Raw genomic sequence first — 25729 nt, forward strand, 5'->3', positions numbered from 1 at the left:
GTAGAGATACGGCATAAAAAAGAGGCTTCCGCCTCGTTTATTATTCATTCTTGAAATATTTGCCCGCGCTCTTTAAACTTTGCTCTTTAAACTTTGCTCTTTGAACTTTGCCTATCGACTTCGGACTCATTCCCTTCGGACTCATTCCCTCCGGACTAATTCCCTCCGGACTAATTTCCTCCGGACTCCCTCCCTCCGGACTCCCTCCGGACTAATTCCCTCCGGACTCATTCCCTCCGGACTCATTCCCTCCGGACTCCCTCCCTTCGGACTTATCTCCTCTCCCTACTCTATTATCTATACTCTACACATTGAGCAAGTCCCTTGAATCAATAAATTGCTCTCTTGTTTGCTAAAGCCAGCGGGAAGGACGATGCTGGGGATATGAACTGTTTCTAAACAGGTGGTTTGACCACATTGATTGCACTTGAAATGCACATGGTCGTGTTGGTGTTGATGATCACCTTGATGGCAAAGTTCTTTGCATAAGGCATACTTTACTCCACCATTATCATCTAGTACTTTGTGGAGTAGACCTTGTGTTAAAAAGGTTTTTAAGGTTCGGTAAATGGTTACGCGGTCGTATTTATCACTTAGTTTTTGTTCTATGTCACCTTGACTTAAGGCATAATCAAAGCCTTGAAAGGTAGACAATACGTCTAACCTACATGGTGTTGGTCTTAAATCGAAGTCGGAAAGTGAATAGGATGAACTCATTTAGCCTAAATGTTCAGTTTGCAATTTGACCATATTTTGGTAAATACCTGATTTCTTTTTCATTAATTCCTCATGTGAGCCAGATTCAACTATTTTGCCTTCTTCCATGACAAGGATTAAATCGGCTGAACGAATAGTTGATAATCGGTGAGCGATTATTAAGCTAGTTCGGTTTTTCATTAACTCTTCGAGAGCGGATTGAACCCATTTTTCAGATTCTGAATCTAGGGCGCTAGTTGCTTCGTCTAAAAGTAAGAATTTGGGATTTTTCAAGATGGCGCGGGCGATGGCGATGCGTTGTCTTTGGCCACCTGATAATTTTACGCCTCTTTCGCCTACGAGCGTATCCCATTTTTCTGGAAATGATTCGATAAATTCTTTTGCGTAAGCTAGTTCAGCGGCAGATTCAATTTCTTCTTGCGTTGCCCCTGGTTTTCCATAGGCAATATTTCCGCGGATGGTTCCTCCGAAAAGTAGCACTTCCTGAGGTACCAGGGCTACCATTTTACGCCATTCGGTGATATCAATGGCTGTGATGGGACGTTCGCCTAATGAGATAGTGCCGGCTGACGGCTCGTAGAAACGCATAAATAATTGCGCTAATGTTGATTTTCCCGTTCCAGACGTTCCTACGATGGCAACCTTGTGACCTGGTTCGATAGTAAAGTTGATCCCTTTGATGATCTTAACGGAGGGGCGAGATGGGTAAGAGAACTCGAGGTCTTGTACCTTTATTTGTCCAAATGTGACCGCAGAAGCAGTGGAATCACGTGTTAAATCAATCTCCGATGGATCTTCTAAGATTTCTAGAATTCGATCTGAAGCGCCAATTGTCTTTTGTAACTGTGCATAAATATCGCCTAATCCTCCCACGGATCCTCCGATGAAGGCCGTGTAAAAGATGAAGGTCAATAAGTCTGCTAGAATTAATTCACCTTGAGCGACTAGGGATGCACCATACCAAACCACGCCCACAATGCCGCCAAACAAGGCAAAAATGATGAAGCTGACAAATCCACCGCGTAGTGTTGCTGCTTTCAAGGCTTCACCTAAAACTTTATTGAGGGATGAAGTGTAGCGGTCGACTTCGTATTTTTCGTTCGTAAATGCTTTGACGGCTTGAATGGATGTCAAGGTTTCTTCTACAATAATGTTTGTATTAGCGAGTTCATCCTGGGCTTTTTTGGAAATCTTCCGAATAAATTTACCGAATACGATGGCTGAAATCACGAGAACGGGGAAGGTTGCCAGCATAAATAAGGTGAGCTTCCAAGAAATATAGGTGATCAAGGCGACACCTCCTACGAGAGTAAATACTTGACGGAAAAATTCAGCCAAAGTGATAGACAATACATCTTGTAATTGCGTAATATCCGAGGTAATGCGGCTCATTAATTCCCCTACACGTCTTTTTTCGAAATGGAAAATGGGTAGGGTAATGATTTTAGCATAAAGCGTTTGGCGAACATCTCGCATGGCTTTTTCCGATACCTGTGCGAAAGTATAGATGCGGAAAAAAGACAGGATGGACTGAACGATCAAAATAGCGAAGAAGAAAATGGTTACTTCGTTGATTTTGTAGTTAGATTTTCCTTCGATGACCTTAGTCATTTCACCAATTAAAAGGGGAAAGCTTAACGTCGTTAAATTCGAAAGTAATAGGAACATCATCCCTATGATGAAAGTCCATTTATAGGGAATAACGAATTGGAAAATTTTGAAGGCCTTGGATAAGCCTTGTTTGCTTACTTTAACGGCATCTTTTGGATCTATTCCCCCGCCTATATCACCATGTTGCTTTTTTGCCATCTTATTTTTCTTCTGCTTCGCCGCGGTAGCCTGAATCTAAAAAGATTCGATTTGCTTCCGGGTCGGTCACTATTTTTGCCAAACTAATTTTGGGCTTTTGTTTCCAATAGGTATCTACTATTCTCCAGCCTAACCAACGGCCGATGCCGCCAGGGCAAGCCGGACCTATTTCAGTTGTTTTTGGACGTTCATCTAAGTATTTAGCCTTGAGAATTTTATCGCCACTGAATAACAATTTATTGTCGATAAAATGTTCCCAAACCTCCCTTTGGAAGGCATTCGTTTCGGCTATTTCTTGCTGTGTATAGCCGAAAAGCAGACTATCCGGAACGGAGGGTAAAATCGTTTTCGTGAATACATAGCCCTTTCCATACCAAATCATGTCACTTAATAAACTGACATCATTATCTGTTTGTTTGATGAGATAAGCGGAATATTGTAGGATAATTTGAGCCACTAATGCTTTCGGTTCTAGTTTGCGCAGCTGGTATTCGTACACATTAGGCGCCTTGTAAAGTCCGCGAGAACCCATAAAAAAGTCAAGTCCTACGATAATGAGGGAATCAGAAACCACTAAATTCTGTGCCGTAAATTCACCTCCACCTATTCCGCCAAAACCGGAAAAAATGGTTCTAATCTTAGGCGTTTTCACCCCTGGAAATTCTTGTTGAATCTTTGTAAAGGCCTCTTTCAATTCTTTTTCTAGCGCATCACCTCCGAAAAAAGCAGCCTCTTGACTTTGATCATAGAATTTACGCAGCGCAGGGTTCGCATACAATCGAAATAAATCTTGCGCTAAATATGGGCTATTTTTTGATGTAGCACTGAAGTATCCTACCTTGATTTCTGGGTATTTATTCAGTAAAGCACTCACCTCTGCATCGGTTTTTACTGCTGCTATGGAGCGTTCCACTCGAACAAAATCCCAATCAATAGTAGGTGCTGCTTTTTCAGTGGAAGAGGAACAAGACCACAGTAGAAATCCAATACCTAGTGCGTAAAGAATTTTCATTATCCTAAACGAGCTAATAATTCTTGTAAAGACTGAATCTTCGTCTCTGTATCCGCTAATTTCTGTCTTTCACGCTCCACTAAATCTGCTTTCGCATTCGCGACGAATTTCTCGTTCGCTAATTTCGATTCGACTGATTTTTTGAAACCTAACAGGTAAACCAATTCTTTCTCAGATTCTGCTTTCACGACAGCTGGATCTTCATCATTCGCTAAGGGAACAAAGAATTGATCTGCTTTCACCACGAATGTTTGTGCATCGGCTACGGCATCCGCTACAAAAGTGATGGATTCTAAATTCGCTAGCTTCACCATTATAGCCTCTACATGCGCATAAGCCGCCTTATTGTCTGCTTTTATACATAGGGCCAAAGCCAATTTAGGCGATAATTGCTTCGAATTGCGAATCTCCCGAATCTTCGTCACCACCTCGAAAACTACATCGAATTGAGCGATTAATGCAGCGTTCACGACACCAGCCCTAGGGAATTCCGCCTTGCAGATGGACTCCTTCTCAGCGCGCGTATCGATCGCTTGCCATATTTCCTCCGTTATAAACGGCATATACGGATGCATTAAGCGCATCAATGAATCAAATAAACCTAAAGCGGCTTGCAAGGTGTCTGCCTGTATTGGACTTTGGTAAGCCGGCTTAATGATCTCTAAATATTTGCCACAGAAATCATCCCAAACTAATTCATAAATGCTTAATAAGGCATCGGAAATTCGGAATTTGCTGAAATGGTCTTGAACATCGATAATGGTTTGGTTTAACTTAGACTCAAACCAAGCAGTAGCTAATACGTGTTCAGGTAAAGAGGTACCAGGAACAACTTCTAGGCCTCGCAATAGACGGAAGGCATTCCAAATCTTATTCGAGAAGTTACGTCCTTGTTCGCATAATTTATCATCGAATAATAAATCATTGCCTGCAGGTGCTGAGAATAATAACCCAGAACGAACCCCATCAGCGCCAAAGCGTTCAATCAGTTCCACAGGATCAGGCGAGTTGCCTAATGATTTGGACATCTTACGTCCCTGTTTATCGCGCACAATTCCGGTTAAATACACATTTTTAAAGGGCAATTCACCTCTCCATTCGTAACCCGCCATAATCATACGCGCAACCCAGAAGAACAAAATATCTGGACCCGTTACGAGGTCATTGGTTGGATAATAATACTTAATTTCCTCGTTATCAGGATTTTTGATACCATCAAAAACCGAAATGGGCCACAACCAAGACGAGAACCAGGTGTCTAATACATCCGGATCTTGCGTCAAATCATCTTCCACTAAAGCATATAATTGGTATTTATCTCGAGCGATGCGCAAGGCCTCTTTTTTATCTTTTGCTACGATCAACGTTCCGTCTTCTAAGTAGAAAGCAGGAATTTGTTGGCCCCACCACAATTGACGGGAAATACACCAATCGCGCACATTTTCCATCCAAGAACGGTAGGTATTTTTGAATTTCGCCGGGTGTAGTTGTATGTTGTCATTCATGACGTTATCCAAAGCCGGCTTCGCCATTTCCTCCATTTTCATGAACCACTGCAAGGACAGCTTTGGCTCGATGACCGCACCCGTTCTCTCTGAGGTTCCCACGGTCGATTTGTATTCGTCCGTTTTGCTTAAATACCCTTCCTCCGTTAATTGCTTCACAATGCGTTTGCGCGCTTCGAAACGATCCACCCCCACGAATAAAATGGCTTTCTCATTCAAGGTGCCATCATCACTTAAGATGTCGATAACGGGTAATTTATGTTTTAAGCCTAATTCGTAGTCATTCAAATCGTGGGCAGGTGTCACCTTTAGGCAACCCGTTCCAAAATCCAATGTCACGTATTCGTCCGCAATAATGCTGATTTCACGATCGATTAAGGGTATGCGCACTTTCTTTCCATGTAAATGAACATAGCGTTCATCCGCAGGATTCACGCAGATGGCCGCATCCGCCATGATGGTTTCAGGACGTGTTGTTGCAATCGTAACCGATCCACTGCCATCCACGAGGGGATATTGGATGTGGTATAATTTAGCCTGAACATCTTTATGAATTACTTCTTCATCTGATACCGCTGTTTTTCCTTGCGGATCCCAGTTCACCATCCGCACGCCGCGGTAGATTAAACCTTTGTTATATAAACGAACAAACGTATCGATTACAGCTTGATATAGAGAGGGTTCCATCGTGAATCGGGTACGATCCCAATCACAAGAGGCACCTATTTTTTTCAATTGATCGAGGATAATTCCGCCGTATTTGTCCTTCCATTCGAAGGCATATTTTAGGAATTCCTCGCGAGTAATATCGGCTTTAGAGATGCCTTTTTCTTTCAGCATCGCCACCACTTTCGCTTCAGTCGCAATAGAGGCATGGTCAGTTCCCGGTACCCAACACGCTTCTTTACCTTCCATACGCGCTTTACGAATCAAGACATCTTGAATCGTATTATTCAGCATATGGCCCATATGTAGCACTCCAGTGACGTTAGGAGGAGGAATAACGATGGTGTAAGCCTCTTTTTCTGGATTAGGTTTCGAAGCGAAAAGCTTGTTTTCTAACCAGTAGGCATACCATTTTTGTTCAATTTCCTGCGGAGCGTAATTCTTATCTATCATATGTGTAATCTAAGCCTACAAAGATAATTGATTTAGGCCAAAGGTGAGGGTGGAATTTTAAAACAATTCACCGTAATTTTGGTTCGAAGTTTAAATAGCAATTATGGGAATTTTACTTTGGTTAGGAACTTTTCTGGGAATGGAAGGAGTGGCTTGGTTTACGCATAAATATATTATGCACGGAATTATGTGGAATTGGCATGAGTCGCACCACGTTCACCACAAGAATGCGTTAGAGAAAAATGATCTTTTTTCCGTCGTTTTTGGCGTTTCTTCTACTTTGACGATTATTATAGGTGCGGAGATTCCGGAATATTGGCCCTTGTTTTACATCGGTTTAGGCATCGCGACCTATGGTATATTCTATTTTATCTTTCACGATATCATCGTGCATCGCCGCATCAAAATCAAGTACAAGGCAGGTTCAGCCTATATGAAGCGCATCATGAAAGCGCATTATGTGCACCACGAAGTGCACACAAAAAAAGGCGCAGAGGCTTTTGGCTTCCTCTACGCTCCTAAAAAATACCAATAATTTTATTTTACGAATCCTACACCCACCGTTGAATTAGTAAATTCATCGATGAGGATAAAGGCGCCGTTGGACGGATTAGCAGCATATTTATCTGCACTAATCGGTTGCGCCGTGCGCAAGGCAATCGTTCCGATTTCATTGAGTTGCAAATTCGAGACCCCTTCAGTGGCGCTCTGTGTCGCGACATCCAGGCGCTCGGTGATTTGTGAGATTTTGGCCTTTGTTATATTGATGCCATGCTGCAATAAATAGGTTTTTCCCGGGCTCAAGGCCGCGTGATCTAACCAGCAAATCTGTGCAGAAAAATCTTTAAGCTGCGGTGGCTGATCTTCCGAAGCTAATACAAGCGTATTTCCACGTGAAATATCAATATCTGTTGTCAAGGTAATGGTTATCGAATCCCCTGCGATGGCCTGCGACAATTTGCTTTCAAATTTCTCAATCGTGGCAATCGTACTTTCTTGACCTGTAGGCAAGACGCGAATCGCATCGCCCACTTGGAAAGTACCCGAACTAATTTTTCCGGCATAACCCCGGTAATCATGGTAAGCTTCGGTCATCGGCCTAACGACAAATTGAACCGGAAAACGAGCGGGTGCGTGTGCTAGGGTAGAAGCATATTCGAAGGCTTCTAACTCGCCTAATAACGTATTTCCGCTAAACCAAGGCATTTCGCTGGCTTTTTGCGTGATGTTTTGGCCATATAAAGAGGAGATCGGTAGGAAACTGATTTCTTGTCCTTCGAACGTAGTCTGTGCGACTAATTCCGCCAAACTATCTTTGATCGAATTAAAGGTCGACTCCTGGTATTGAACCAAGTCCATCTTGTTGACACAAATAATGACCTTCGGAATTCGCAGCATCGCGGCGATCGATAAGTGACGGGCAGTTTGTTCCACCACACCTTGGCGCGCATCCACTAAGATGAGGGAAACCTTCACGTTCGAAGCCCCCGTCACCATATTGCGCGTGTATTCTACGTGTCCCGGTGTATCGGCAATAATATACTTGCGAGTGGGTGTAGAGAAATAAATGTGTGCCACGTCGATGGTAATACCTTGCTCGCGCTCAGCAATTAAACCATCCGTTAATAATGAAAGATCTAAAAAATCTAATCCTTTGCGTTTGGAAGCAGTTTCCAAAGCCTCAATTTTATCTTTTGTAATCGAATTAGTCTCGTAAAGTAGGCGACCGATCAAGGTACTTTTTCCATCATCAACGGAACCTGCGGTAGCTATGCGTAAAATATCCATGTGTTCTTGTCTGAGATTGAATTAAAAATACCCTTGTTGTTTTCTTTTTTCCATCGCGGCCTCTGAACGCTTATCGTCAATACGCGCGCCACGTTCCGAAATTTCGGCAGAAAGAATCTCCTCAATGATCACATCAATATCGATCGCATCGGATGCGACGGCAGCTGTACAAGTCATATCGCCTACCGTTCTAAATCGAACAGTAGCCTCGAATGGAATCTCATCTGCCTCTTTATTAAGGTATTCGGAATCAGCCCAAAGCATTCCGTCGCGCTCAATCACCTGGCGTTGGTGCGAATAATAGATGCTCGGGATGTCCATTTTTTCTTCTTTAATGTAGTTCCAAACATCCAGTTCCGTCCAATTCGAAATCGGGAACACGCGAACGTTTTCGCCCACGGCGATGCGGCCATTTAGCATATCGAATAATTCAGGTCTTTGGCGCTTTGCATCCCACTGACCAAAATCATCCCTCACAGAAAAAATCCGTTCCTTGGCTCTCGCCTTTTCCTCATCACGTCTCGCTCCACCGATACAGGCATCAAATTTGAATTCTTCAATGGTATCTAATAAGGTGACGGTTTGTAACACATTGCGTGAGGCATATTTCCCGGACTCCTCCGTTGCTTTTCCTTGGTTGATGGAATCCTGCACATACCGAACAATCAATTCCGCTCCCGTTTCCTTCGCTAACCAATCTCTAAATTCAATCGTCTCGGGAAAATTATGTCCGGTATCGATATGAACCAAAGGAAAAGGAATTTTACCTGGAAAAAATGCTTTTTGGGCTAAACGAACTAAGGTAATTGAATCCTTTCCACCCGAGAAAAGTAAAGCTGGACGCTCAAATTGCGCCGCCACTTCCCGCAGGATGTAGATGGATTCATCCTCTAGTTGTCTAGGGAAATGACCGATTTTGTCTTGTATTGTTTGCATAACTTAGGCGTGTAAACCACATTCTTTTTGTGAATTCTCCCACCACCAACGACCAGCACGCGGATGTTCGCCTTCAGCGATGGCACGGGTACATGGTGCGCATCCGATCGAAATGAATCCTTTTTTGTGCAAAGGGTTTTGGGGAATTTTATGTTCTACTAGGTATTTTTCTAAAGTTTCAAATGACCAATCAATCAGCGGATTGATCTTAAATAATTGACGGTTTTCATCCCACTCTACAATCGGCATATCCGCCCTATTTTCAGATTGTTCGGCTCTTAATCCAGTGATCCAAACCTTCGCTCCCTGTAGTGCTCGATTTAAAGGCTCCATTTTTCGAACAAAACAACACTCTTTTCGGTTCTCCACAGAGGTATAAAACGAATTGAAACCTTTCTCCGCAACAAGCTTCTCCACCGCCGGAGTGGAGGGAAAATAGGTTTTTAAAGAAAGCGAATATTTTTTTATGGTTAAATCCATCAACTCATAGGACTCTTTAAATTGACGACCCGTGTCGAGAGTAAAGATTTCAATAGCTGAATTTGTACTAGCGATCGCATGGGTAATCGCCTGATCTTCTTGCCCAAAAGAGGTGGAAAAAACGATTTTTTCTCCTGCAAAATAGCTTGTAATGAACTGAATTCGCTCGGAGAGATTTTTAGAAAGTAGTTCTATTTCGAGGGTTTCGGGAACCATAAAAAAAAGGATTTTTACAAAGGTACACAATGTCTATTGAATAACTATACTAATAAATAAAATTTTAAGCATTTGAATTAAAATTTATTAAATTTAAAAGAGTTTAGAAGCTATGCGAGCGCAAGACGAAATTTTGTTGGATCAATCTGCCGGAGAGGATGCAGAAATGTTTTTGGATTTACGAAATCTAAAGCATTTAGTGCGTCATGGAGAAGGCCAACGACTGGAGTTTAAGATGAAAGTCAAGTTTCCTGAAAAAATTGTCAAGGAGTTGGTTGCATTTGCTAATTCGGACGGAGGTCATCTGTTTATAGGTGTTTCGGACGAAGGAAAAATCGAGGGCTCTAAGTTTGTGGACGAAGATCAATTCTTGTTAGAAAAAGCAATTTCCTCCTATTGCTTTCCTTCATTTACCTACCATGTGTATCAAATACCTATAGAAAACGGACGTTCGGTATTAGTTTATCACGTTTTTGAAAGTGTGGATAAGCCCCATTTTGTCCAATTAAATACGGATCCTAATCCTGTTTGTTATGTTCGTGTTAAAGATCGGACGATTCAAGCCAGCAAAGAAATGAAGCAAATTCTTCGGAGAGAAAATGAAGAGGGAATGTCTTTTGCCTATGGAGATCCGGAGCGCTGGTTGATGGAATATTTGCGTTCGAACGACCAAATTTCCCTTTCCGAATTTGCGTTACTATGTAATTTGCCAGTTTGGTTAGCTTCACGTAAATTAGTACTGCTTGTTTTAAGTAGGGTACTTAAAATTGAACCAGGAGAAAATCAAGATCAGTATTCCTTGCGATGAAAAAATGGATATTATTGTTGGCTGCCTTGCCACTTGCCTGTTCTAAAGAGGCAAACGATCAAAGCATTACGCCCGCACCACAAATCACGATGACATCGTCATTTGATCTATTACAAGATAAACTATTGACACCTAGTTGTGCTAGTTCGGGATGTCATTTATCCAATAAGGATGCCAGTTTTCCACAGCATGGCTTAGTGCTCACGAAAGGAAGTTCATATGCGAATTTAGTGGGAGTAGCCTCCGTTAACCCGGTTGCACTCAAGAATTCAGTCCTGCGGGTTCGGAAATATGCATCCGGAGAAAGCTTATTTTATCACAAACTAAATTGGGATTTAAGTCATCATGGCCTAGCCAATTATGGTACTCCGATGCCTTTAGGGGGTAAGCCGCTCAGTAAAGGGGTTTTGGCCTTCGTTCAAAAGTGGATTGACGCAGGGGCACCTATGACAGGATCCGTTGCTGACGCAAGTTTGCTCGATGATACGACGCCGAGTTATGTGGAGGATGCGAATTTTGCTCCTTTGGCATCGCCAGTAGAGGAAGGGAAAACAGGCATCCAGCTGAAGGTAGATCGTTTTGTCATTCCGCCTAATTTCGAGCGAGAATTATTTATTCGTCGCCCTCTTAGTAATTCCGCGCCCATTTATGTGTCACGCATAAAATTGAAATCCAGGGCTAATAGCCACCACATGGTGCTCTATGACTTTCGGTCTAAATCCACACTGCCTGCGCTCGATGATGTGCGCGATCTACGAAATTTAGACAACTCTCTGAATATTGCAACAGTTATTCAAATGTCAAATCATATTTTTTTAGGTGGCGGGACAGATCCTAATTCGGATTATACTTTTCCTGCAGGGATAGCTTTACAGCTGCCTGCTAATGCATCCATTGATTTGAATCCCCATTATTTTAATAAGACGACCGGTAATTTATATGGGGAAAATTATGTGAATCTTTATACGTTACCCGCTGATCAGGTAAAGAAGGTCGTTCAAATGATCGATTTCAATGTCACCAGTTTTAACTTACCCGCGAACCAGACAACCACGATTGTACGCGATTTTAAATTTGATAAGCCGGTGGCAGTAGTCTCCCTGACGTCTCATTACCATGCTAGGGGAAAATTATTCCAAATTAAAATTAAAGGTGGCGCGCGTGATGGAGAGGTTATTTATGAAAATACGGATTGGGCACATCCGAAAGTAATCAATTACGATACGCCCATTCTGTTACAAGCGGGGGAGGGTTTAACATCAGTTGCGACCTATGTAAATGATACCGCTAAAAATATTGGATTTGGTTTGACCTCTGAAGATGAAATGGATATCATTTTTGGGTATTATTATGAGCGTTAATTCGCAAGCATTCAGCGTTTTCTTGAAAAGTTTTCCAAAGCTATTTGATATCTAAAACATTGAATTATATTTGCGTCCGTTTCTTGGAATATTTCAAGAAAACAGATAAAAATAGTACAATTTTTAGCATTTATTGCATTTAATATTTATTATAAACAAAGCCGCTTGATAAGACTTTTACTCCCTAGAGATTAAAAATGGAACACAAACACAAAAGTAAAGCCACTGCCGCCGGTTTATTAGTGGCAATGGGGATCATATACGGGGATATTGGAACCTCTCCCCTGTATGTAATGCAATCAGTTATTGGAGATAATCCCATCAATTCATTAACCGTGTTAGGCGCCTTATCTTGTATTTTTTGGACTTTGACATTACAGACTACGTTAAAGTATGTGATATTAATTTTACAGGCGGATAATAAGGGTGAAGGCGGGATCTTTGCCCTTTTTGCATTAGTTAGACGTCATGCGAAATGGTTAACTTTTCCAGCCATTATCGGTGGTGCGACCTTATTAGCCGATGGAATTATCACACCTCCCATCTCGGTTTCTTCTGCGATTGAAGGATTAAAAATGTTGCATCATCCAGATGGAACTCCTTACGTCACGGATACGGTACCTATTGTTATCGTAATTTTAACGGCGCTATTTGTCTTCCAAATCTTCGGAACAAAGGTCGTAGGTAAGCTTTTTGGTCCTATAATGCTGGTATGGTTTTCTATGTTAGCTCTTACAGGTATTATATGGATAGGTCAAGATTGGACCATTTTTAGAGCCTTATCCCCCGTATATGCGTGGGAATTATTGACCACACATCAATCGGGAACGGCAGGATTCTGGACCTTGGGAGCAGTCTTTTTATGTACTACGGGAGCAGAAGCCTTGTATTCTGATTTAGGTCACTGCGGGAGAGAGAATATTCGCGTGAGCTGGATTTTCGTGAAGATTGCATTGGTTTTACAATATTTCGGACAAGGGGCTTGGTTATTAGCCCATCAAGGAGATTTGTTGGGTGTTCGCAAACCGATTTTTGAATTATTGCCTCGGGAGTTTCTTTTCACCGGTATTATGATTGCAACTGCTGCTGCAGTTATTGCTTCGCAGGCCTTAATTTCAGGTTCATTTACCTTGATTTCGGAGGCTATTCGATTGAACTTCTGGCCTCGTGTACGTTTAGTTTATCCATCAGATCAAAAAGGACAATTATACGTTCCTTCCATCAATATTTTATTATGGATGGGCTGTGTGGGAGTTGTATTATGGTTTAAAGAATCAGCGAACATGGAGGCAGCTTATGGACTTGCCATCACCATGACCATGTTAATGACGACTTCTTTGATGGCCTATTATTTACACATGCGAAAAATAGACATGTGGTGGATTGTCTTATTCCTTGTCGTTTATGTATCCCTAGAAGGATCCTTCTTAGTCGCTAACTTGCAGAAATTCTGGCATGGAGGGTATGTTTCCTTGTTTATCGCAGGCGTAATTATCTTCATCATGTGGATTTGGCATAGAGCTACGAAAATCAAGAAGAAATTAACCGAGTATGAGAAATTATCGGATTATATCGAACCGTTGAAAGAACTTAGTCAAGACGAAACCATTCCTAAATATGCGACGCACTTAGTCTTTATGTCGAATGCGGGTCGTGTGACAGATATTGAATCGAAAATTATTTATTCTATTTTTCAAAGACGCCCGAAGCGTGCGGACATCTATTGGTTCGTCCACGTGGATACCTTGGATGAGCCATATACTATGGATTATAAGGTGACGGTTATCGAACGAGATGATATCATCAAAGTGAATTTTAAATTAGGTTTCCGCGTTGAGCAGCGCATTAACTTATACTTCCGCAAGGTGGTAGAAGAGATGGTTTCTCGTGGTGAAGTGGATATCACGTCCCGATATAAGTCTTTGAATGAACAGAATGTAATCGGGGATTTCCGTTTCGTTGTTTTGGAGAAATTCTTGTCATTTGATAATGAATTGCCTCTATTAGACAGATTGGTTATGAAGGCATATTTCTTCGTGAAGCAGTTTACGCATTCGGAGGATAAGTATTTTGGCTTAGATTCCGATGCAGTGAAATTAGAGAAAGTACCTTTGATTATTAAGCCGATTACGAAATGTAATTTGAAGCGAATAGATTAATATGAGCACGATATTTACCAAAATTGTCAACAAAGAAATTCCTTGTCATTTGATCAAGGAAGACGATCGCTTCTTAGCCTTCTTAGATGTAATGCCTTTAGTGGAAGGTCACGTGCTTGTGATACCGAAACAGGAGGTAGACTACCTCTTCGATTTAGACCCTGAATTGCTTGGGGACTTAATGAAGTTTGCTCAGACGATTGCGCCAGCGATTAAGAAAGCAATTCCTTGTAAAAAGGTGGGGGTGGCTGTTATTGGCTTAGAAGTGCCTCACGCGCACGTGCATTTGGTTCCGATGAACCGGATGTTAGATATTAATTTCTTGCAGGAGAAGATGAAGCCGTCGGCGGAATCTTTGGCAAAAACGGCTGAATTAATTCGCTCCTTCTTACTTTAAGAAACCCTTTAATTTATTCATCTCCACCATCGGATTTGCTTTATCGTATACGATATTATACACCGCCTCGATGATAGGTAGTTGAATATTATGCTGGCGCGAGATGCTATAAATACTACGCACCGCATAATAACCTTCCGCGATCATGTTCATTTCGATTTGGGCAGATTTCACAGAATATCCACGACCGATCATATTCCCAAAAGTTCTATTCCTTGAAAACTGCGAATAGGCCGTCACTAATAAATCCCCTAAATAGCCTGAACTATTTAAATCACGATTTTTCTCCGGATAGACCACGTCTAAAAATATCTTGATTTCCTGCATCGCATTGCTCACAAGCACGGCCTGGAAGTTATCCCCAAAACCCAAGCCACGCGTAATACCACAGGCCATCGCCACAATATTTTTGATAACCGCACAATATTCCACTCCGTACAGATCCTGAATGGCATGCGCCTGTAAAAAACGGCCATTTAACAGATTGGCAAAAGATTGCGCTAAACCCAAATCAGGCGATGCAATCGTTAAATACGATTGTTTTTCTAATGCCACTTCTTCGGCGTGGCAGGGGCCAGCGATGACACAGGTTTGGCCCAAAGGCAAATTAAACGCACGCTCCATCCAGTCTGTCACCAAGAGATTTTCCTCTGGAATCATGCCCTTGATGGCAGAAACTACTTTTTTTCCTTCGAAATGCTTCTTATTAAGGTCTTTTAAAGTACTGGGGATGAAAGCCGCAGGAACCGCTAAAATGATATATTCGACGCCGGCTAGGGCATCCACCATCTTGCTGTAAGTCTTTACTCTTCGAGGATTAATGGCCACATCCGTTAAATAGCTCGGATTGTGATTGTATTTACGAATGAATTCGACGTCTGATTTACGGCGGATCCACCATTTGATTTTTACATTATTTTCAGAAAGTATTTTCACTAAAGCCGTGGCCCAGCTACCTCCGCCTAAGACCGCTATCTGGGTAGGGATCTTTTTCTTTAATTCCGCTAATTCACTCATTCTGTAAAATTACGCTTATTTGATAAATATACCGGATTTTTTGCCAAATTTGTATCTGTGCCAGCCTGGTGCAGAAATCTAAACCTATGAAAAAATTCTATATCCTCCTGCTGGCGGGCCTGTGTTTCTATGCGCAAGCACAAAACAAACAACCTCTTGCTGAACACCCTAGACCCGACTTACAAAGGGATCAATGGTTGAATTTAAATGGCTATTGGGATTTTACTTTTGATTCCTCTTTAACAGCCCCAGCACGGTATGCGAAAAAAATTCTAGTGCCCTTTCCTTGGGGTTCTCCACTTTCAGAAGTGAAAGATGAAGCAGATGTGGCCTGGTATCACAAGGAAATCAAGATACCAGCGACTTGGACAGGGAAACGTATTTTCATTAACATTGGTGCCTCAGATTGGGAGACATCGATCTTTTTAGATGGGGTGCAAATCGGCAAACATCAAGGAGGTTATACCCCATTCGACGCAGAATTAAAAGGCGTCAAACCAGGTTCGGTGCATCAAATCGCGGTGAGAGCAGATGATAAGAGACGAATGTTCACGCTTTATGGAAAGCAAGGCTATGGGAATGCGCGGGGAATTTGGCAGACAGTTTATTTAGAGGCTCGTGGCCAAAATTTTGTCGATCATTATGCGGTGAATCCAGATATTGATGCGAAAAAGGCGCAGGTTAAGGTTTATTTAGGGGCACCTGTTACGAAGAATCAAGAGGTGAAAATTACGTTGTCCAATGGGCAAACAGCCTCCCTACAGATTGCTGCTGGTAAGCAGGAGGGTAGCGTGGAAATACCAATAAAAACCATGCATCTGTGGTCTTTAGAAGACCCCTTTTTGTATGGATTAAAAATTCAAACAGGATCGGATCTAGTGAACGGATATTTCGGGATGCGGAAGATTTCGGTGGTGAATTTGCCAGGCTCGAAAATTCCGTATATCGGTTTGAATAATAAGCCGATTTATGTGCAGTTGGCTTTGGACCAAAGTTATCATCCTACTGGATTTTATACCTTCCCGTCGGATCAATTTATGAAGGAGGAGATTGTGCGCAGCAAGCGCATTGGGTTGAATGGCATCCGAACGCACATTAAAGTGGATGTGCCGCGCAAGCTGTATTGGGCTGATAAATTAGGACTTTTGGTGATGTCTGATTTGCCTAATTCATGGGGTGACCCAGAGGCGGAAATGCAAAAAGAGTCGGAATATACCTTGCATGAGATGATCAAACGCGATTATAATCATCCGGCGATTTTCTCCTGGATTACGTTCAATGAGACCTGGGGATTATTTACGCATAAAGATAAAAAGTCGATTTATACTCCTGAAACACAGAAGTGGGTGGCGTCGGTCTATCATTTGGCCAAAACCTTAGACCCCACTCGCCTCGTCGAAGACAATTCCGTTTGCTGCGGCAGAGGTCATACAGAAACCGATATTAACTCTTGGCACGCCTACCAGGCGGGCTATGAATGGGATAAAATGCTAGCAGAATATTCGGCTAAAACCTATCCAGGAAGTACCTGGAATTTCGAGAAAGGTTACCAGCAGGGAGCCCAACCGATGATTAATTCTGAGTTTGGGAATGTGTGGGGCTATCAAGGAAGTACAGGCGATGTGGATTATACCTTCGATTACCACAAGGCGATGAATTCCTTCCGTAACCACCCTAAAATGGCTGGTTGGCTGTATACCGAGCACCACGATGTGATTAATGAGTGGAACGGCTATTATAAATTTGACAGAACTGAAAAGGAAACAGGTTTAAACGCCATTGTTCCAGGCATGTCCCTTTTAGATTTCCACAGTCCTTTTTACCTTTCGACAGGCCAGGAAATAACTTGGGCAGGCAAGGCGGGCCAAAAAATCAAGATTCCTCTCCACCTTTCTTCATTGACGGAGAAAGCGGGATCGCTCTCTTTACAAATGACTTTATCAGGGACGAATGCAGCTGGAGAGAAATTGAACCGTTGGGTGAAAACGCAGGCTTTAACTTTTGCCCCTTGGGACGTGAAGGCCCTTGATTCGCTTGTCATTGAACTACCTGCGGATAAATCCATCAATACCTTAGCGTTTCAATTATCGGATCCATCCGGAAAAGTGGTTCATCGCAACTTTGTTCATTTAATCGTGGAAGACGGAAACATGCAACCCGCTAAAGGTCAATTAATTTCGGTGCCAGTAGAACGTTACAGTTCATCTAGCTGGCCGAAGAAACAGTGGACAGGCGTTTTAGGTCATAAATTAAACGGGGCAGGCGCTGGTTATTTTGAATACGAAATTCCTTTTCCTACCGCTGGCGCTGAAGGTATCAAACAAGTTCGTTTCTTAGTGGAGGCTTCTTCTAAACCCATCTTAGGGAAAGATCGGGATGATGCCGGGAAAATGGATGGGGATTATATGTTAGGAAAAGGGACTTTTGACCCAGGCGTAAACCCCAATGCTTATCCACAAACGGATCGATATGCTAGTCCTGCGAAACTGAAAGTGAGTGCAAATGGTGTCGTTGCTTCTGAAACTATATTAGCGGATGATCCAGCGGATCACCAAGGCATCTTATCCTGGCATTACCAGGCGCACAATAATAAATTAGACGAGGCAGGAACCTATGGTTATTTAGTGCAAGGGGTGATTCCTGCAGCCGCTTGGCAACAGGCCGCCAAGACGGGGAAATTAATTTTGCGATTCGAGGGCACAGAAGGTGGATTATCGCTGTATGGTGATCAATCAGGTCGTTATGTGGTTGATCCGAGTATTATTATTGAGCGTTAAGTTTCCAGCGTTTGACATTAATCAACTCCGGTTTTTTGTCACCGGTTTGGGTAAAATTAACGTTTGTTAATTGAATATCAGTGGCTTCGATGACGCGGTAGGTTTGTTTCGCCTCGATATCTAGATTAGACAAATAAATATGGTGAATCGGCATTTCCGGTAATCCACGCACTAATAATCCGGTTTCTGCTCCTTTCGCCACCACGCGATCCACGAAGATGTTTTTGAATTGTGGAGTCCCTGCATCGACGGGTTTGCTTTCGATTTTTGGAGTTTCACTACCATTTCCAAAAGTCGCCACCGGATCTTTTCCTTGGTAATACATATCAAACAAGATGGCTTCACCTGAAATGTTTTTCATACTGATGTCTTGGATGTAGACATTCTCTACGACACCACCGCGACCTCGGGCTGTTTTAAAACGTAGACCCACATCGGTTCCTAAAAACTGGCAGTTAGAGACGAAAAGATCATGTACGCCACCCGACATTTCACTACCTACTACCACGCCTCCGTGTCCATGGAATACCACATAATTTTCGATGGTGATGTGCGCACTTGGGCGACCTCTTTTTCTGCCTTCCGCATCTTTGCCCGATTTTAAACAAATACCGTCGTCACCTACGTCAAATTTAGAACTACGCACAGAAACATATTCACAGGATTCGATGTCGATCCCATCGCCGTTTTGAGCGAACCAGGGGTTTTTAACCGTGATATTTTCTACCGTTAGGTGTTTGCATAGTAGTGGGTGAATGTTCCAGGCAGGGGAGTTCTGGAAGGTGACTCCTTCTAATAAAATTTGTTCGCATTCACGTAGGGAAATCATATTAGGACGAAGGAATTCTTTGATTTCTTCGGCTTTGGCCTCATTGAAACCTGCCGCTATGACGCCTGGCTGATCCATCTTAGAACCTTTTAAAGCACGTTCAGTTGGATACCAGGTATCTTTCTTCTCATCTAACGCTCCACCAGTACGAACCAGTTTATCCCATTCCCCTGGTGTTAATTTTCCTTTTTTCACCGGTCTCCAGGCCTCGCCTGCCCCATCGATGATACCCAAACCCCGTGATGGCGATATTTCGTTCGCCTATCGCCGTAATTGGGGATTGCGCTCTGATCGCATCTACCCCTTCCCAGTTGGTACGCACCAATGGATATTGCGCTGCATCCGCGCTGAACTGCAACACCGCACCAGCATCTAAGTGGAAGTTGATATTAGAGCGTAAGGTAATTGCACCAGTCAGCCAAAACCCAGCCGGCACGCGCACCACGCCACCGCCTTGCTTCGCAGCGATGTCGATGGCTTGCTGAATCGCCAATGTGTTCAGAGAGCTAGCTGATGAAAAGGCACCGGAGGCAACGATATTGAACGTGTCTTTTTTAAACGCAGTCGTCGCCACGTTCGGTAATTCGAACACATATTTCTGAGAGAAAGATGATTTTTTTAAGAAGCTACGCAAGTGCTCATTTGAGGCTAAAATGGCTTCAGCAACAAGGCTGGCAATCTTTCTAGCTCCAAAAGGAGAGAAGTGGGTATCATCCGCCACGCCTTTACTGAATTTTTTGAAGATACCTGATGGGTAATGCAAGAACATCTTCTTAGCACCTTCTGCGCCTTCAGCCGAAATGTATTTCTTACTTTCCTTTTCGATATCGATTAAAAGCACCTTTTCAGCGGAGGCCACTTCTCGAACAACGGAAGGATAATCGGCATGCTGATCCACGAAAACGCCAGAGGAATCGAATTTTCTGCGTTGGGTGGGGGTTAATAACAGGGGAATTCCGCCCTTAGAACGGGTTTCACGCACATAGCGGATTAAGTTTTCGCGGAAATCGGTTTGAGCAGGGGCGTAGCGGCTGGTATCAGAAGCTTTGGCATCATTATGGCCAAACTGAATCAACACATAATCTCCCTTTTTGATCTGGTTAAAGACCTTAGCCCAGCGACCTTCTCGACGGAAACTTTTTGTACTGCGTCCATTATACGCGTGGTTTTGGACCTCAACTGCTTCGTTAAAAAACGCAGCAAAAGGCATTCCCCAACCCGTCTCCGGAAAATCTGCCGACACCTTATCCGCCATCGTCGAATCTCCAATTAGGAATACGCGCATCGGTTCCGAGGAAGTGAAACTGAAGAAGAAGAGGCAAAGAATAAGAAGGTATTTCATAAGTTCTAATTTGCTATGAAAGCAAAAAAGACCCCATTTTTACCCAAAAAATTAGCGATTAATTGCCACGCTACTTAAGATGGATTGGATAATTTGCAGCGTTGTAATATTATCTGCTTCGGCCACATAGTTCAAGATAATACGGTGATTCAGGATATCTGGTGCCATTTCTTTGATGTCCTCAGGAAGCACATAATCGCGTCCCTCTAAATAGGCCATCACTTTTGCGGCTAAATTCAATTGAATACTTGCACGCGGCGATGCCCCGAATTGAATGTATCCTGCCTCTTGTGTTAAGCCATATTCGGCTGGATTTCTTGTTGCAAAAACTAGTTCGATGATGTATTTCTCCAAGGTCTCCGAGATCGTTATTTCGTTAATCTCTTTGCGGATTTTAGCGATATCCTCTGCGGTTAAAACGGTTTTAGGCTCGTAATTAAAGTCCATATTCGACTTTTGGCGCATTACGGCTAATTCTTGATCTTTATCGAGGTAGTTTAAATACACTTTCAGCATAAAACGGTCTACTTGCGCCTCAGGAAGAGGGAAAGTGCCTTCTTGCTCGACCGGATTTTGGGTTGCTAAAACTAAGAACGGTTTGTCTAATGGGTAAGTCGTATCACCGATAGTTACTTGCTTCTCCGCCATCGCTTCTAAAAGAGCAGATTGCACTTTAGCCGGGGCGCGGTTGATTTCATCTGCGAGGATGATTTGAGCAAAAATTGGTCCTTTCTTTACCTCGAATTCTGATTTTTTGGGATTATAAATCATCGTCCCCACTAAGTCCGCTGGCAATAAATCCGGCGTAAACTGAATGCGGTGGAAATGCAAGTCGAGAATTTTAGCTAAGGTATTAATTGTCAAAGTCTTAGCTAATCCAGGCACCCCTTCTAACAAGACGTGACCGCCCGTGAAAAGACCAACTAATAAGCGATTAATAAGGCGTTCCTGGCCGATGACCACTTTGCCCATTTCGTCAATGACAGCCTGAATTTTTTGTCTCGAGTTCATATTATTGCAATTTCTTGTAACGAATACGTTTTGGCGTGACATCCCCTAAACGTTTTTTACGGGACTCATCATATTCCGAATAATTACCTTCAAACCAAACCACTTGCGAATCTCCTTCAAAAGCCAAAATATGTGTTGCAATGCGGTCTAAGAACCAACGATCGTGGGAGATGACTACCGCACAACCCGCAAAATTCTCTAATCCTTCCTCTAAAGCACGCAGCGTATTGACGTCTAAATCATTTGTAGGCTCATCGAGTAAAAGCACATTCGCCCCTTCCTTCAACATCATGGCTAAATGAACGCGGTTACGTTCTCCACCCGATAATATCCCGATTTTTTTCTCTTGATCCGCCCCATTAAAGTTGAACTTACTAACATAAGCACGCGCGTTTGATTGTTTGCCACCCAGCATCACCCAATCATTGCCATCTGAAATCGTTTCAAATACGGATTTATCCGCTTGCAATTGGTTGTGCTCTTGGTCAACATAGGCTAATTTCACGGTTTCACCCACCTCGAAAGTTCCCGAATCCGGCTGTAATTTATCCGTAATCAGATTAAATAGGGTCGTTTTACCCGCACCGTTTGGTCCGATAATTCCTACGATTCCAGCGGGTGGAAGGGAGAAACTGAGGTTTTCATACAGTAATTTATCTCCAAAAGATTTCGATACCCCCTGAACTTCAATCACCTTATTTCCTAAACGAGGACCTGCTGGAATGAACAATTCCAACTTGTCTTCCTTCTGTCTGTTTTCTTCGGAAAGGAGTTTTTCGTAAGCTCCAATACGCGCTTTAGACTTCGCTTGACGGGCTTTTGGGGCCATTCGAACCCACTCTAATTCACGTTGCAAGGTCTTTTGACGACGGGACTCTGTCTTCTCTTCCTTTGCTAATCGATCGTGTTTTTGCTCTAACCAAGACGAATAGTTTCCTTTCCAAGGAATACCTTCACCGCGGTCTAATTCTAGAATCCATCCCGCCACGTTATCTAGGAAGTACCTATCGTGGGTTACTGCGATTACTGTTCCCTTGTATTGACGTAAATGTTGCTCTAACCAATCCACGGATTCTGCATCCAAGTGGTTAGTCGGCTCATCCAACAAAAGGACATCTGGCTCTTGTAATAATAAGCGACAAAGTGCCACACGGCGTTTCTCACCACCCGATAGGGTACTTACCAACGCATCAGATGGAGGACAACGCAGCGCATCCATCGCCTTCTCTAAACGGGTATCTAATTCCCAAGCGTTGAAATGATCTAATTTCTCCTGTACTTCGCCTTGACGGCCTAATAATTTATCAAAATCAGCATCTGGGTCACCAAATGCCTCATTAATCTCATCGAATTCCTTTAACAGGTTCTTGATTTCTACGACCGCCTCTTCCACGACTTCGATCACCGTTTTATTCGGATCTAATTGCGGTTCTTGCTCTAATAATCCTACTGTATAGCCGGGAGAAAACACGACATCACCGGTATAAGATTTGTCGATTCCAGCGATAATACGCAATAAAGTGGACTTTCCAGAGCCGTTTAGACCCAAGACCCCGATTTTAGCACCGTAGAAAAAGGATAGGTAAATGTTTTTTATAATGGTCTTTTGAGGAGGAATGACTTTCGACACACGCTCCATCGAAAAGATGATAGTTTCGTTACTCATGAATTTTATTTTTATCTAACCCACAAATATCGCAATTTTTTAAATAAATTAGAGGTGAAATAAGAATTAGGATTAACATTTGAGCCAAAGTACATACTTGAAGCTCTTTCTTTAAAATATATGAGCCAGCCTACATCAAACGAATTTGGATTTTGCCGCGACGGCAAAGTTTTCATCAACGCCTATTTAACCTACCCTGAGCGCGAAATTGGTTTCGTGCGAGGTTCAGAGGAAGAAGCCCTAGCCTATTTTGTGAAACGATTTGACCTAGCTTTAAGCAAGGTGAAAGGGTTATCTGCAGAAATTGAGGCGGCACAGAATAAGGGGTCTTTTCTAACCAAAGTCTTGCAAATGAAAACCTACCTCATCGAATTCGATGGTTTAGGAGATTTCAAGCCCTTGCTAGTCGACTTAGAGAAGCATGAGGCTTTTTTAAAAGAATTAATTCAGGCTAATCAAGTCAAGAATTTAGAAATAAAGCGTGCCTTGATTCAAGATGCAAGGGAAATCAGTATTGAGGAGGATGTAGTCGAGGCGACAGATAAGTTGATGGAAGTGAAAATGAAGTGGGTAAAGACGGGTCCCGTTGATAAGCAATTTCAAGATCAGTTATCGGTCGAATTTCAAGAAGTGATGGATGAATTCTTCTTGAAGCGTCGTTTTTACTTTGAGGAGAAGAATCGCCAGATAGATGAGAAAATTTTAATCTTACAAGGATATATTGACAATGTTCACCAATTGCGAAAAGCCGAGGATATTGATGATTCGGTGATTAAGGTGAAGGAGATTCAGAAGGAGTGGAAGAATGTGATTGGATTACCTCCTAAGAAGCAATCGATGCTTTGGAAGAACTTCAAGAAAGCAAATGATATGTTCTTCGAGAAGTATAATCGAATAAAAGGAATTGATTATAAGCCTCGGGTTGATCCACGCATTTTGGAATTAACGTCGATGACGGGGGATTTAGAAATCAGATTAAAAGATCAAGAGAATATCGTTGCCACTGCTGATCTAGCAAAAGCGAACCTAGTGAAGTGGAAGGAAATTTCAGCACAAATAAAAAATATGGATCGCTCACTAGCTGAACGATTCCGGACGATTTGCGATAAGATCTTTGAGATGAATTATTTATTGCGGGTGATCTCCTATCGCCATGCAAACTTGAATGAAAAGCCACGCATTGAGCAGTTGAAGATCATGATTAATCAAATGGATTACATGGCTAAGAAGGAGCGAGGCGAATTAGAATCCTTTATTGCTGAATCAGAATCAGCTCGAATGATGGAGGATAAAATTACCTTAAGTAAAATCAATACGCAGAAACGCAAAATCTCGATGAAGGAGATTTTACTAGCAGGATTTAAAGAAGAATTAGACGTATTATTGAATTCGTAATCCGAGTTCGGAGGCTAATCCAGGAAAATCAAGACCATCGAAGGTGCCAGACGACATCATCAACAGGTTTTGGTTTTCCTGATTTTGTTTCAAGAGGATTTGAACTAATTCTGCTTGATCTCTAATCACCACTAGGTTTGGATGTTTGAAATAAGTACGAACCGTTTCCTCTTCCATCTTGTCCATGCGTTTAATGGCGCGGGCGTGCTCGCTTAGATAGATGATGGCTACATCGGCATCCGCTAGGGTTGATTTGTATTCTGGAAGGAAAGCTGGATTCAAGCTGCTGAAGGTATGTAATTCTACAACTGCGATTAATTTACGATTGGGGAATTGAGCCTTAAGTGCTTGGGTAGTTGCTTTAACCTTAGAGGGTGCGTGCGCAAAATCCTTATAAAGTAATTGGGAATCTGATTCGCCCACCCATTCTAAGCGCTTAGCGGCACCCTTAAAAGATTGAATGGCAGTGTAGAACTCACGTTCTTTCACCCCTAATTGTTGACAAATATGCATCGCACCTTGTAAGTTTTTAAGGGTATGATCTCCAAAAACCTGCAAGCCATATTCTGTCCCATCATTTCCTTTGATGAAAGTTTGACTGTTGCGAATTACCGAATCATGCGCATTATATCCTTCAGAATGACAATGTTCTGGACATCCTTCCGCGATAGCTTCTAAGGTTTTATCTGTTTTATCAAAAAACAGGTGACCCGCTTTTGGCATTTCTTTGACTAAATTTTCAAAGGCCGTAGTATAGGATTCGAAGGTCGGATACACATTAATGTGATCCCATGCAATTCCAGAAATCAAGGTTATATGTGGCTGGTATAATAGGAATTTAGCCCTTCTGTCGATGGGGGAGGCTAAGTATTCATCCCCTTCGATGATCATAATAGGGGCGTCTGAAAGAGAGGCCATTAGATCAAATCCTTCGATTCGTGCTCCCACTAAATAATCAAATTTACGGTTCAGTCGCTTCAATACATGGAGAATCATGGAGGTAATACTGGTTTTTCCATGGCTTCCGGCGATCACAATACGTTGCTTGTTTTTGCTTTGTTCGTAAATGAAGGAGGGATAGGATTCGATTTTTAATCCTAATTCTTTTGCTTTTAAAAGCTCCGGATTGTCTGCCCGAGCGTGCATTCCTAAAACAATGGTGTCAATGTCCGCTGTAATTTTCTCAGGAAACCAACCAAATTCAGCCGGAAGAAGGCCATTTTTTTCTAGAAGACTTTTAGAAGGTTCATATATTTCATCGTCAGAACCCGTTATTTGATGACCTTGAGCTAAAAGGGCTAGGGCTAAGTTATGCATTGCGGCACCACCGATGGCGATAAAATGAATTTTGGACATAATAACTTAATATGTATTTAGCTTGCAAA

20 protein-coding genes are annotated in these 25729 nt (G+C 42.5%); 7 read left to right on the plus strand and 13 right to left on the minus strand.

The window, feature by feature from the left end; translation table 11 throughout:
* Positions 1–297: 297 nt before the first annotated feature.
* The 4 genes from ACST13_RS09675 to ACST13_RS09690 are packed head-to-tail and all read right to left on the minus strand — an operon-like array spanning position 298 to position 6162.
* Positions 298–717 carry a Fur family transcriptional regulator gene (locus ACST13_RS09675; RefSeq protein ID WP_459522992.1) on the minus strand — a complete coding sequence of 140 codons (420 nt, stop codon included), beginning with the start codon at positions 715–717 and terminating at the stop codon, positions 298–300.
* Positions 718–2526 carry an ABC transporter ATP-binding protein gene (locus tag ACST13_RS09680; RefSeq protein ID WP_459522993.1) on the minus strand — a complete coding sequence of 603 codons (1809 nt, stop codon included), beginning with the start codon at positions 2524–2526 and terminating at the stop codon, positions 718–720.
* A 1-nt stretch (position 2527) separates the two neighbouring features.
* The gene (locus tag ACST13_RS09685) at positions 2528–3538 is read right to left on the minus strand and encodes a gliding motility protein GldB-related protein (RefSeq protein WP_459522994.1); all 1011 of its coding nucleotides are present in this window, start codon (positions 3536–3538) and stop codon (positions 2528–2530) included.
* A complete protein-coding gene (locus tag ACST13_RS09690) occupies positions 3538–6162 on the minus strand; it encodes a valine--tRNA ligase (RefSeq protein WP_459522995.1) in 2625 nt (874 codons plus the stop codon). Before ACST13_RS09690 ends, ACST13_RS09685 begins: the two co-directional genes overlap by 1 nt.
* A 103-nt stretch (positions 6163–6265) precedes the next feature.
* On the opposite strand from ACST13_RS09690, the gene ACST13_RS09695 reads away from it, so the two are divergent.
* Positions 6266–6697 carry a sterol desaturase family protein gene (locus ACST13_RS09695; RefSeq protein ID WP_459522996.1) on the plus strand — a complete coding sequence of 144 codons (432 nt, stop codon included), beginning with the start codon at positions 6266–6268 and terminating at the stop codon, positions 6695–6697.
* Between the two features lie 2 nt (positions 6698–6699).
* Here the strand turns inward: ACST13_RS09695 and ACST13_RS09700 are convergent, their stop codons facing one another.
* The 3 genes from ACST13_RS09700 to ACST13_RS09710 are packed head-to-tail and all read right to left on the minus strand — an operon-like array spanning position 6700 to position 9582.
* Positions 6700–7950 (minus strand): sulfate adenylyltransferase subunit 1, encoded by a 1251-nt coding sequence (locus ACST13_RS09700; RefSeq protein WP_459522997.1) that lies wholly within the window; start codon positions 7948–7950, stop codon positions 6700–6702.
* Positions 7951–7971: 21 nt separating this feature from the next.
* Positions 7972–8886 (minus strand): sulfate adenylyltransferase subunit CysD, encoded by a 915-nt coding sequence (cysD, locus tag ACST13_RS09705; protein WP_459522998.1) that lies wholly within the window; start codon positions 8884–8886, stop codon positions 7972–7974.
* A gap of 3 nt (positions 8887–8889) precedes the next feature.
* Positions 8890–9582 (minus strand): phosphoadenylyl-sulfate reductase, encoded by a 693-nt coding sequence (locus ACST13_RS09710; RefSeq protein ID WP_459522999.1) that lies wholly within the window; start codon positions 9580–9582, stop codon positions 8890–8892.
* A 112-nt stretch (positions 9583–9694) separates the two neighbouring features.
* On the opposite strand from ACST13_RS09710, the gene ACST13_RS09715 reads away from it, so the two are divergent.
* From ACST13_RS09715 to ACST13_RS09730, 4 genes are all read left to right on the plus strand, one after another.
* Positions 9695–10390, plus strand: coding sequence for an AlbA family DNA-binding domain-containing protein (locus ACST13_RS09715; protein ID WP_459523000.1), 696 nt, complete (start codon positions 9695–9697; stop codon positions 10388–10390).
* A complete protein-coding gene (locus ACST13_RS09720; RefSeq protein ID WP_459523001.1) occupies positions 10387–11751 on the plus strand; it encodes a hypothetical protein in 1365 nt (454 codons plus the stop codon). Before ACST13_RS09715 ends, ACST13_RS09720 begins: the two co-directional genes overlap by 4 nt.
* Before the next feature lie 197 nt (positions 11752–11948).
* Entirely contained in the window at positions 11949–13910 is a 1962-nt protein-coding gene (locus ACST13_RS09725) for a KUP/HAK/KT family potassium transporter (protein WP_459523002.1), read from the plus strand.
* Position 13911: 1 nt separating this feature from the next.
* On the plus strand, positions 13912–14307 hold the full coding sequence (locus ACST13_RS09730; RefSeq protein ID WP_459523003.1) for an HIT family protein: 396 nt from the start codon (positions 13912–13914) through the stop codon (positions 14305–14307).
* Here ACST13_RS09730 and ACST13_RS09735 read toward each other — a convergent pair.
* Positions 14299–15324 carry an NAD(P)H-dependent glycerol-3-phosphate dehydrogenase gene (locus ACST13_RS09735; RefSeq protein WP_459523004.1) on the minus strand — a complete coding sequence of 342 codons (1026 nt, stop codon included), beginning with the start codon at positions 15322–15324 and terminating at the stop codon, positions 14299–14301. The two genes, ACST13_RS09730 and ACST13_RS09735, sit on opposite strands and share 9 nt — an antisense overlap.
* 86 nt (positions 15325–15410) lie before the next feature.
* Here ACST13_RS09735 and ACST13_RS09740 point away from each other — a divergent pair, with 86 nt between their 5' ends.
* Positions 15411–18101, plus strand: a complete 2691-nt coding sequence (locus ACST13_RS09740) for a glycoside hydrolase family 2 protein (protein ID WP_459523005.1) — start codon at positions 15411–15413, stop codon at positions 18099–18101.
* On the opposite strand, the gene ACST13_RS09745 is transcribed toward ACST13_RS09740, so the two are convergent.
* The 4 genes from ACST13_RS09745 to ettA are packed head-to-tail and all read right to left on the minus strand — an operon-like array spanning position 18088 to position 22949.
* Positions 18088–19164, minus strand: a complete 1077-nt coding sequence (locus tag ACST13_RS09745) for a glycoside hydrolase family 28 protein (protein ID WP_459523006.1) — start codon at positions 19162–19164, stop codon at positions 18088–18090. The two genes, ACST13_RS09740 and ACST13_RS09745, sit on opposite strands and share 14 nt — an antisense overlap.
* Positions 19088–20272 (minus strand): rhamnogalacturonan acetylesterase, encoded by a 1185-nt coding sequence (locus tag ACST13_RS09750; RefSeq protein WP_459523007.1) that lies wholly within the window; start codon positions 20270–20272, stop codon positions 19088–19090. Before ACST13_RS09750 ends, ACST13_RS09745 begins: the two co-directional genes overlap by 77 nt.
* Before the next feature lie 51 nt (positions 20273–20323).
* Positions 20324–21283, minus strand: coding sequence for an AAA family ATPase (locus tag ACST13_RS09755; RefSeq protein ID WP_459523008.1), 960 nt, complete (start codon positions 21281–21283; stop codon positions 20324–20326).
* Position 21284: 1 nt separating this feature from the next.
* Positions 21285–22949, minus strand: a complete 1665-nt coding sequence (gene ettA / locus ACST13_RS09760) for an energy-dependent translational throttle protein EttA (RefSeq protein ID WP_459523009.1) — start codon at positions 22947–22949, stop codon at positions 21285–21287.
* Positions 22950–23069: 120 nt separating this feature from the next.
* Here ettA and ACST13_RS09765 point away from each other — a divergent pair, with 120 nt between their 5' ends.
* Entirely contained in the window at positions 23070–24344 is a 1275-nt protein-coding gene (locus tag ACST13_RS09765) for a DUF349 domain-containing protein (protein ID WP_459523010.1), read from the plus strand.
* Here ACST13_RS09765 and ACST13_RS09770 read toward each other — a convergent pair.
* Positions 24330–25700, minus strand: a complete 1371-nt coding sequence (locus ACST13_RS09770) for a UDP-N-acetylmuramate--L-alanine ligase (protein ID WP_459523011.1) — start codon at positions 25698–25700, stop codon at positions 24330–24332. The two genes, ACST13_RS09765 and ACST13_RS09770, sit on opposite strands and share 15 nt — an antisense overlap.
* Positions 25701–25729 lie beyond the last annotated feature (29 nt).

Source organism: Aquirufa sp. A-Brett2-W8, from assembly GCF_054558755.1.

What these genes read in the sequence shown, in the direction of transcription:
- ACST13_RS09695 (WP_459522996.1), top strand. Translation starts at nt 6,266, where the DNA reads ATGGGAATTTTACTTTGGTTAGGAACTTTTCTGGGAATGGAAGGAGTG.
- ACST13_RS09750 (WP_459523007.1), bottom strand. Translation starts at nt 20,272, where the DNA reads ATGAAATACCTTCTTATTCTTTGCCTCTTCTTCTTCAGTTTCACTTCC.
- ACST13_RS09680 (WP_459522993.1), bottom strand. Translation starts at nt 2,526, where the DNA reads ATGGCAAAAAAGCAACATGGTGATATAGGCGGGGGAATAGATCCAAAA.
- ACST13_RS09710 (WP_459522999.1), bottom strand. Translation starts at nt 9,582, where the DNA reads ATGGTTCCCGAAACCCTCGAAATAGAACTACTTTCTAAAAATCTCTCC.
- ACST13_RS09700 (WP_459522997.1), bottom strand. Translation starts at nt 7,950, where the DNA reads ATGGATATTTTACGCATAGCTACCGCAGGTTCCGTTGATGATGGAAAA.
- ACST13_RS09715 (WP_459523000.1), top strand. Translation starts at nt 9,695, where the DNA reads ATGCGAGCGCAAGACGAAATTTTGTTGGATCAATCTGCCGGAGAGGAT.
- ACST13_RS09690 (WP_459522995.1), bottom strand. Translation starts at nt 6,162, where the DNA reads ATGATAGATAAGAATTACGCTCCGCAGGAAATTGAACAAAAATGGTAT.
- ettA (WP_459523009.1), bottom strand. Translation starts at nt 22,949, where the DNA reads ATGAGTAACGAAACTATCATCTTTTCGATGGAGCGTGTGTCGAAAGTC.
- ACST13_RS09675 (WP_459522992.1), bottom strand. Translation starts at nt 717, where the DNA reads ATGAGTTCATCCTATTCACTTTCCGACTTCGATTTAAGACCAACACCA.
- ACST13_RS09730 (WP_459523003.1), top strand. Translation starts at nt 13,912, where the DNA reads ATGAGCACGATATTTACCAAAATTGTCAACAAAGAAATTCCTTGTCAT.
- ACST13_RS09685 (WP_459522994.1), bottom strand. Translation starts at nt 3,538, where the DNA reads ATGAAAATTCTTTACGCACTAGGTATTGGATTTCTACTGTGGTCTTGT.
- ACST13_RS09740 (WP_459523005.1), top strand. Translation starts at nt 15,411, where the DNA reads ATGAAAAAATTCTATATCCTCCTGCTGGCGGGCCTGTGTTTCTATGCG.
- ACST13_RS09735 (WP_459523004.1), bottom strand. Translation starts at nt 15,324, where the DNA reads ATGAGTGAATTAGCGGAATTAAAGAAAAAGATCCCTACCCAGATAGCG.
- ACST13_RS09755 (WP_459523008.1), bottom strand. Translation starts at nt 21,283, where the DNA reads ATGAACTCGAGACAAAAAATTCAGGCTGTCATTGACGAAATGGGCAAA.
- ACST13_RS09765 (WP_459523010.1), top strand. Translation starts at nt 23,070, where the DNA reads ATGAGCCAGCCTACATCAAACGAATTTGGATTTTGCCGCGACGGCAAA.
- ACST13_RS09770 (WP_459523011.1), bottom strand. Translation starts at nt 25,700, where the DNA reads ATGTCCAAAATTCATTTTATCGCCATCGGTGGTGCCGCAATGCATAAC.
- ACST13_RS09725 (WP_459523002.1), top strand. Translation starts at nt 11,949, where the DNA reads ATGGAACACAAACACAAAAGTAAAGCCACTGCCGCCGGTTTATTAGTG.
- cysD (WP_459522998.1), bottom strand. Translation starts at nt 8,886, where the DNA reads ATGCAAACAATACAAGACAAAATCGGTCATTTCCCTAGACAACTAGAG.
- ACST13_RS09720 (WP_459523001.1), top strand. Translation starts at nt 10,387, where the DNA reads ATGAAAAAATGGATATTATTGTTGGCTGCCTTGCCACTTGCCTGTTCT.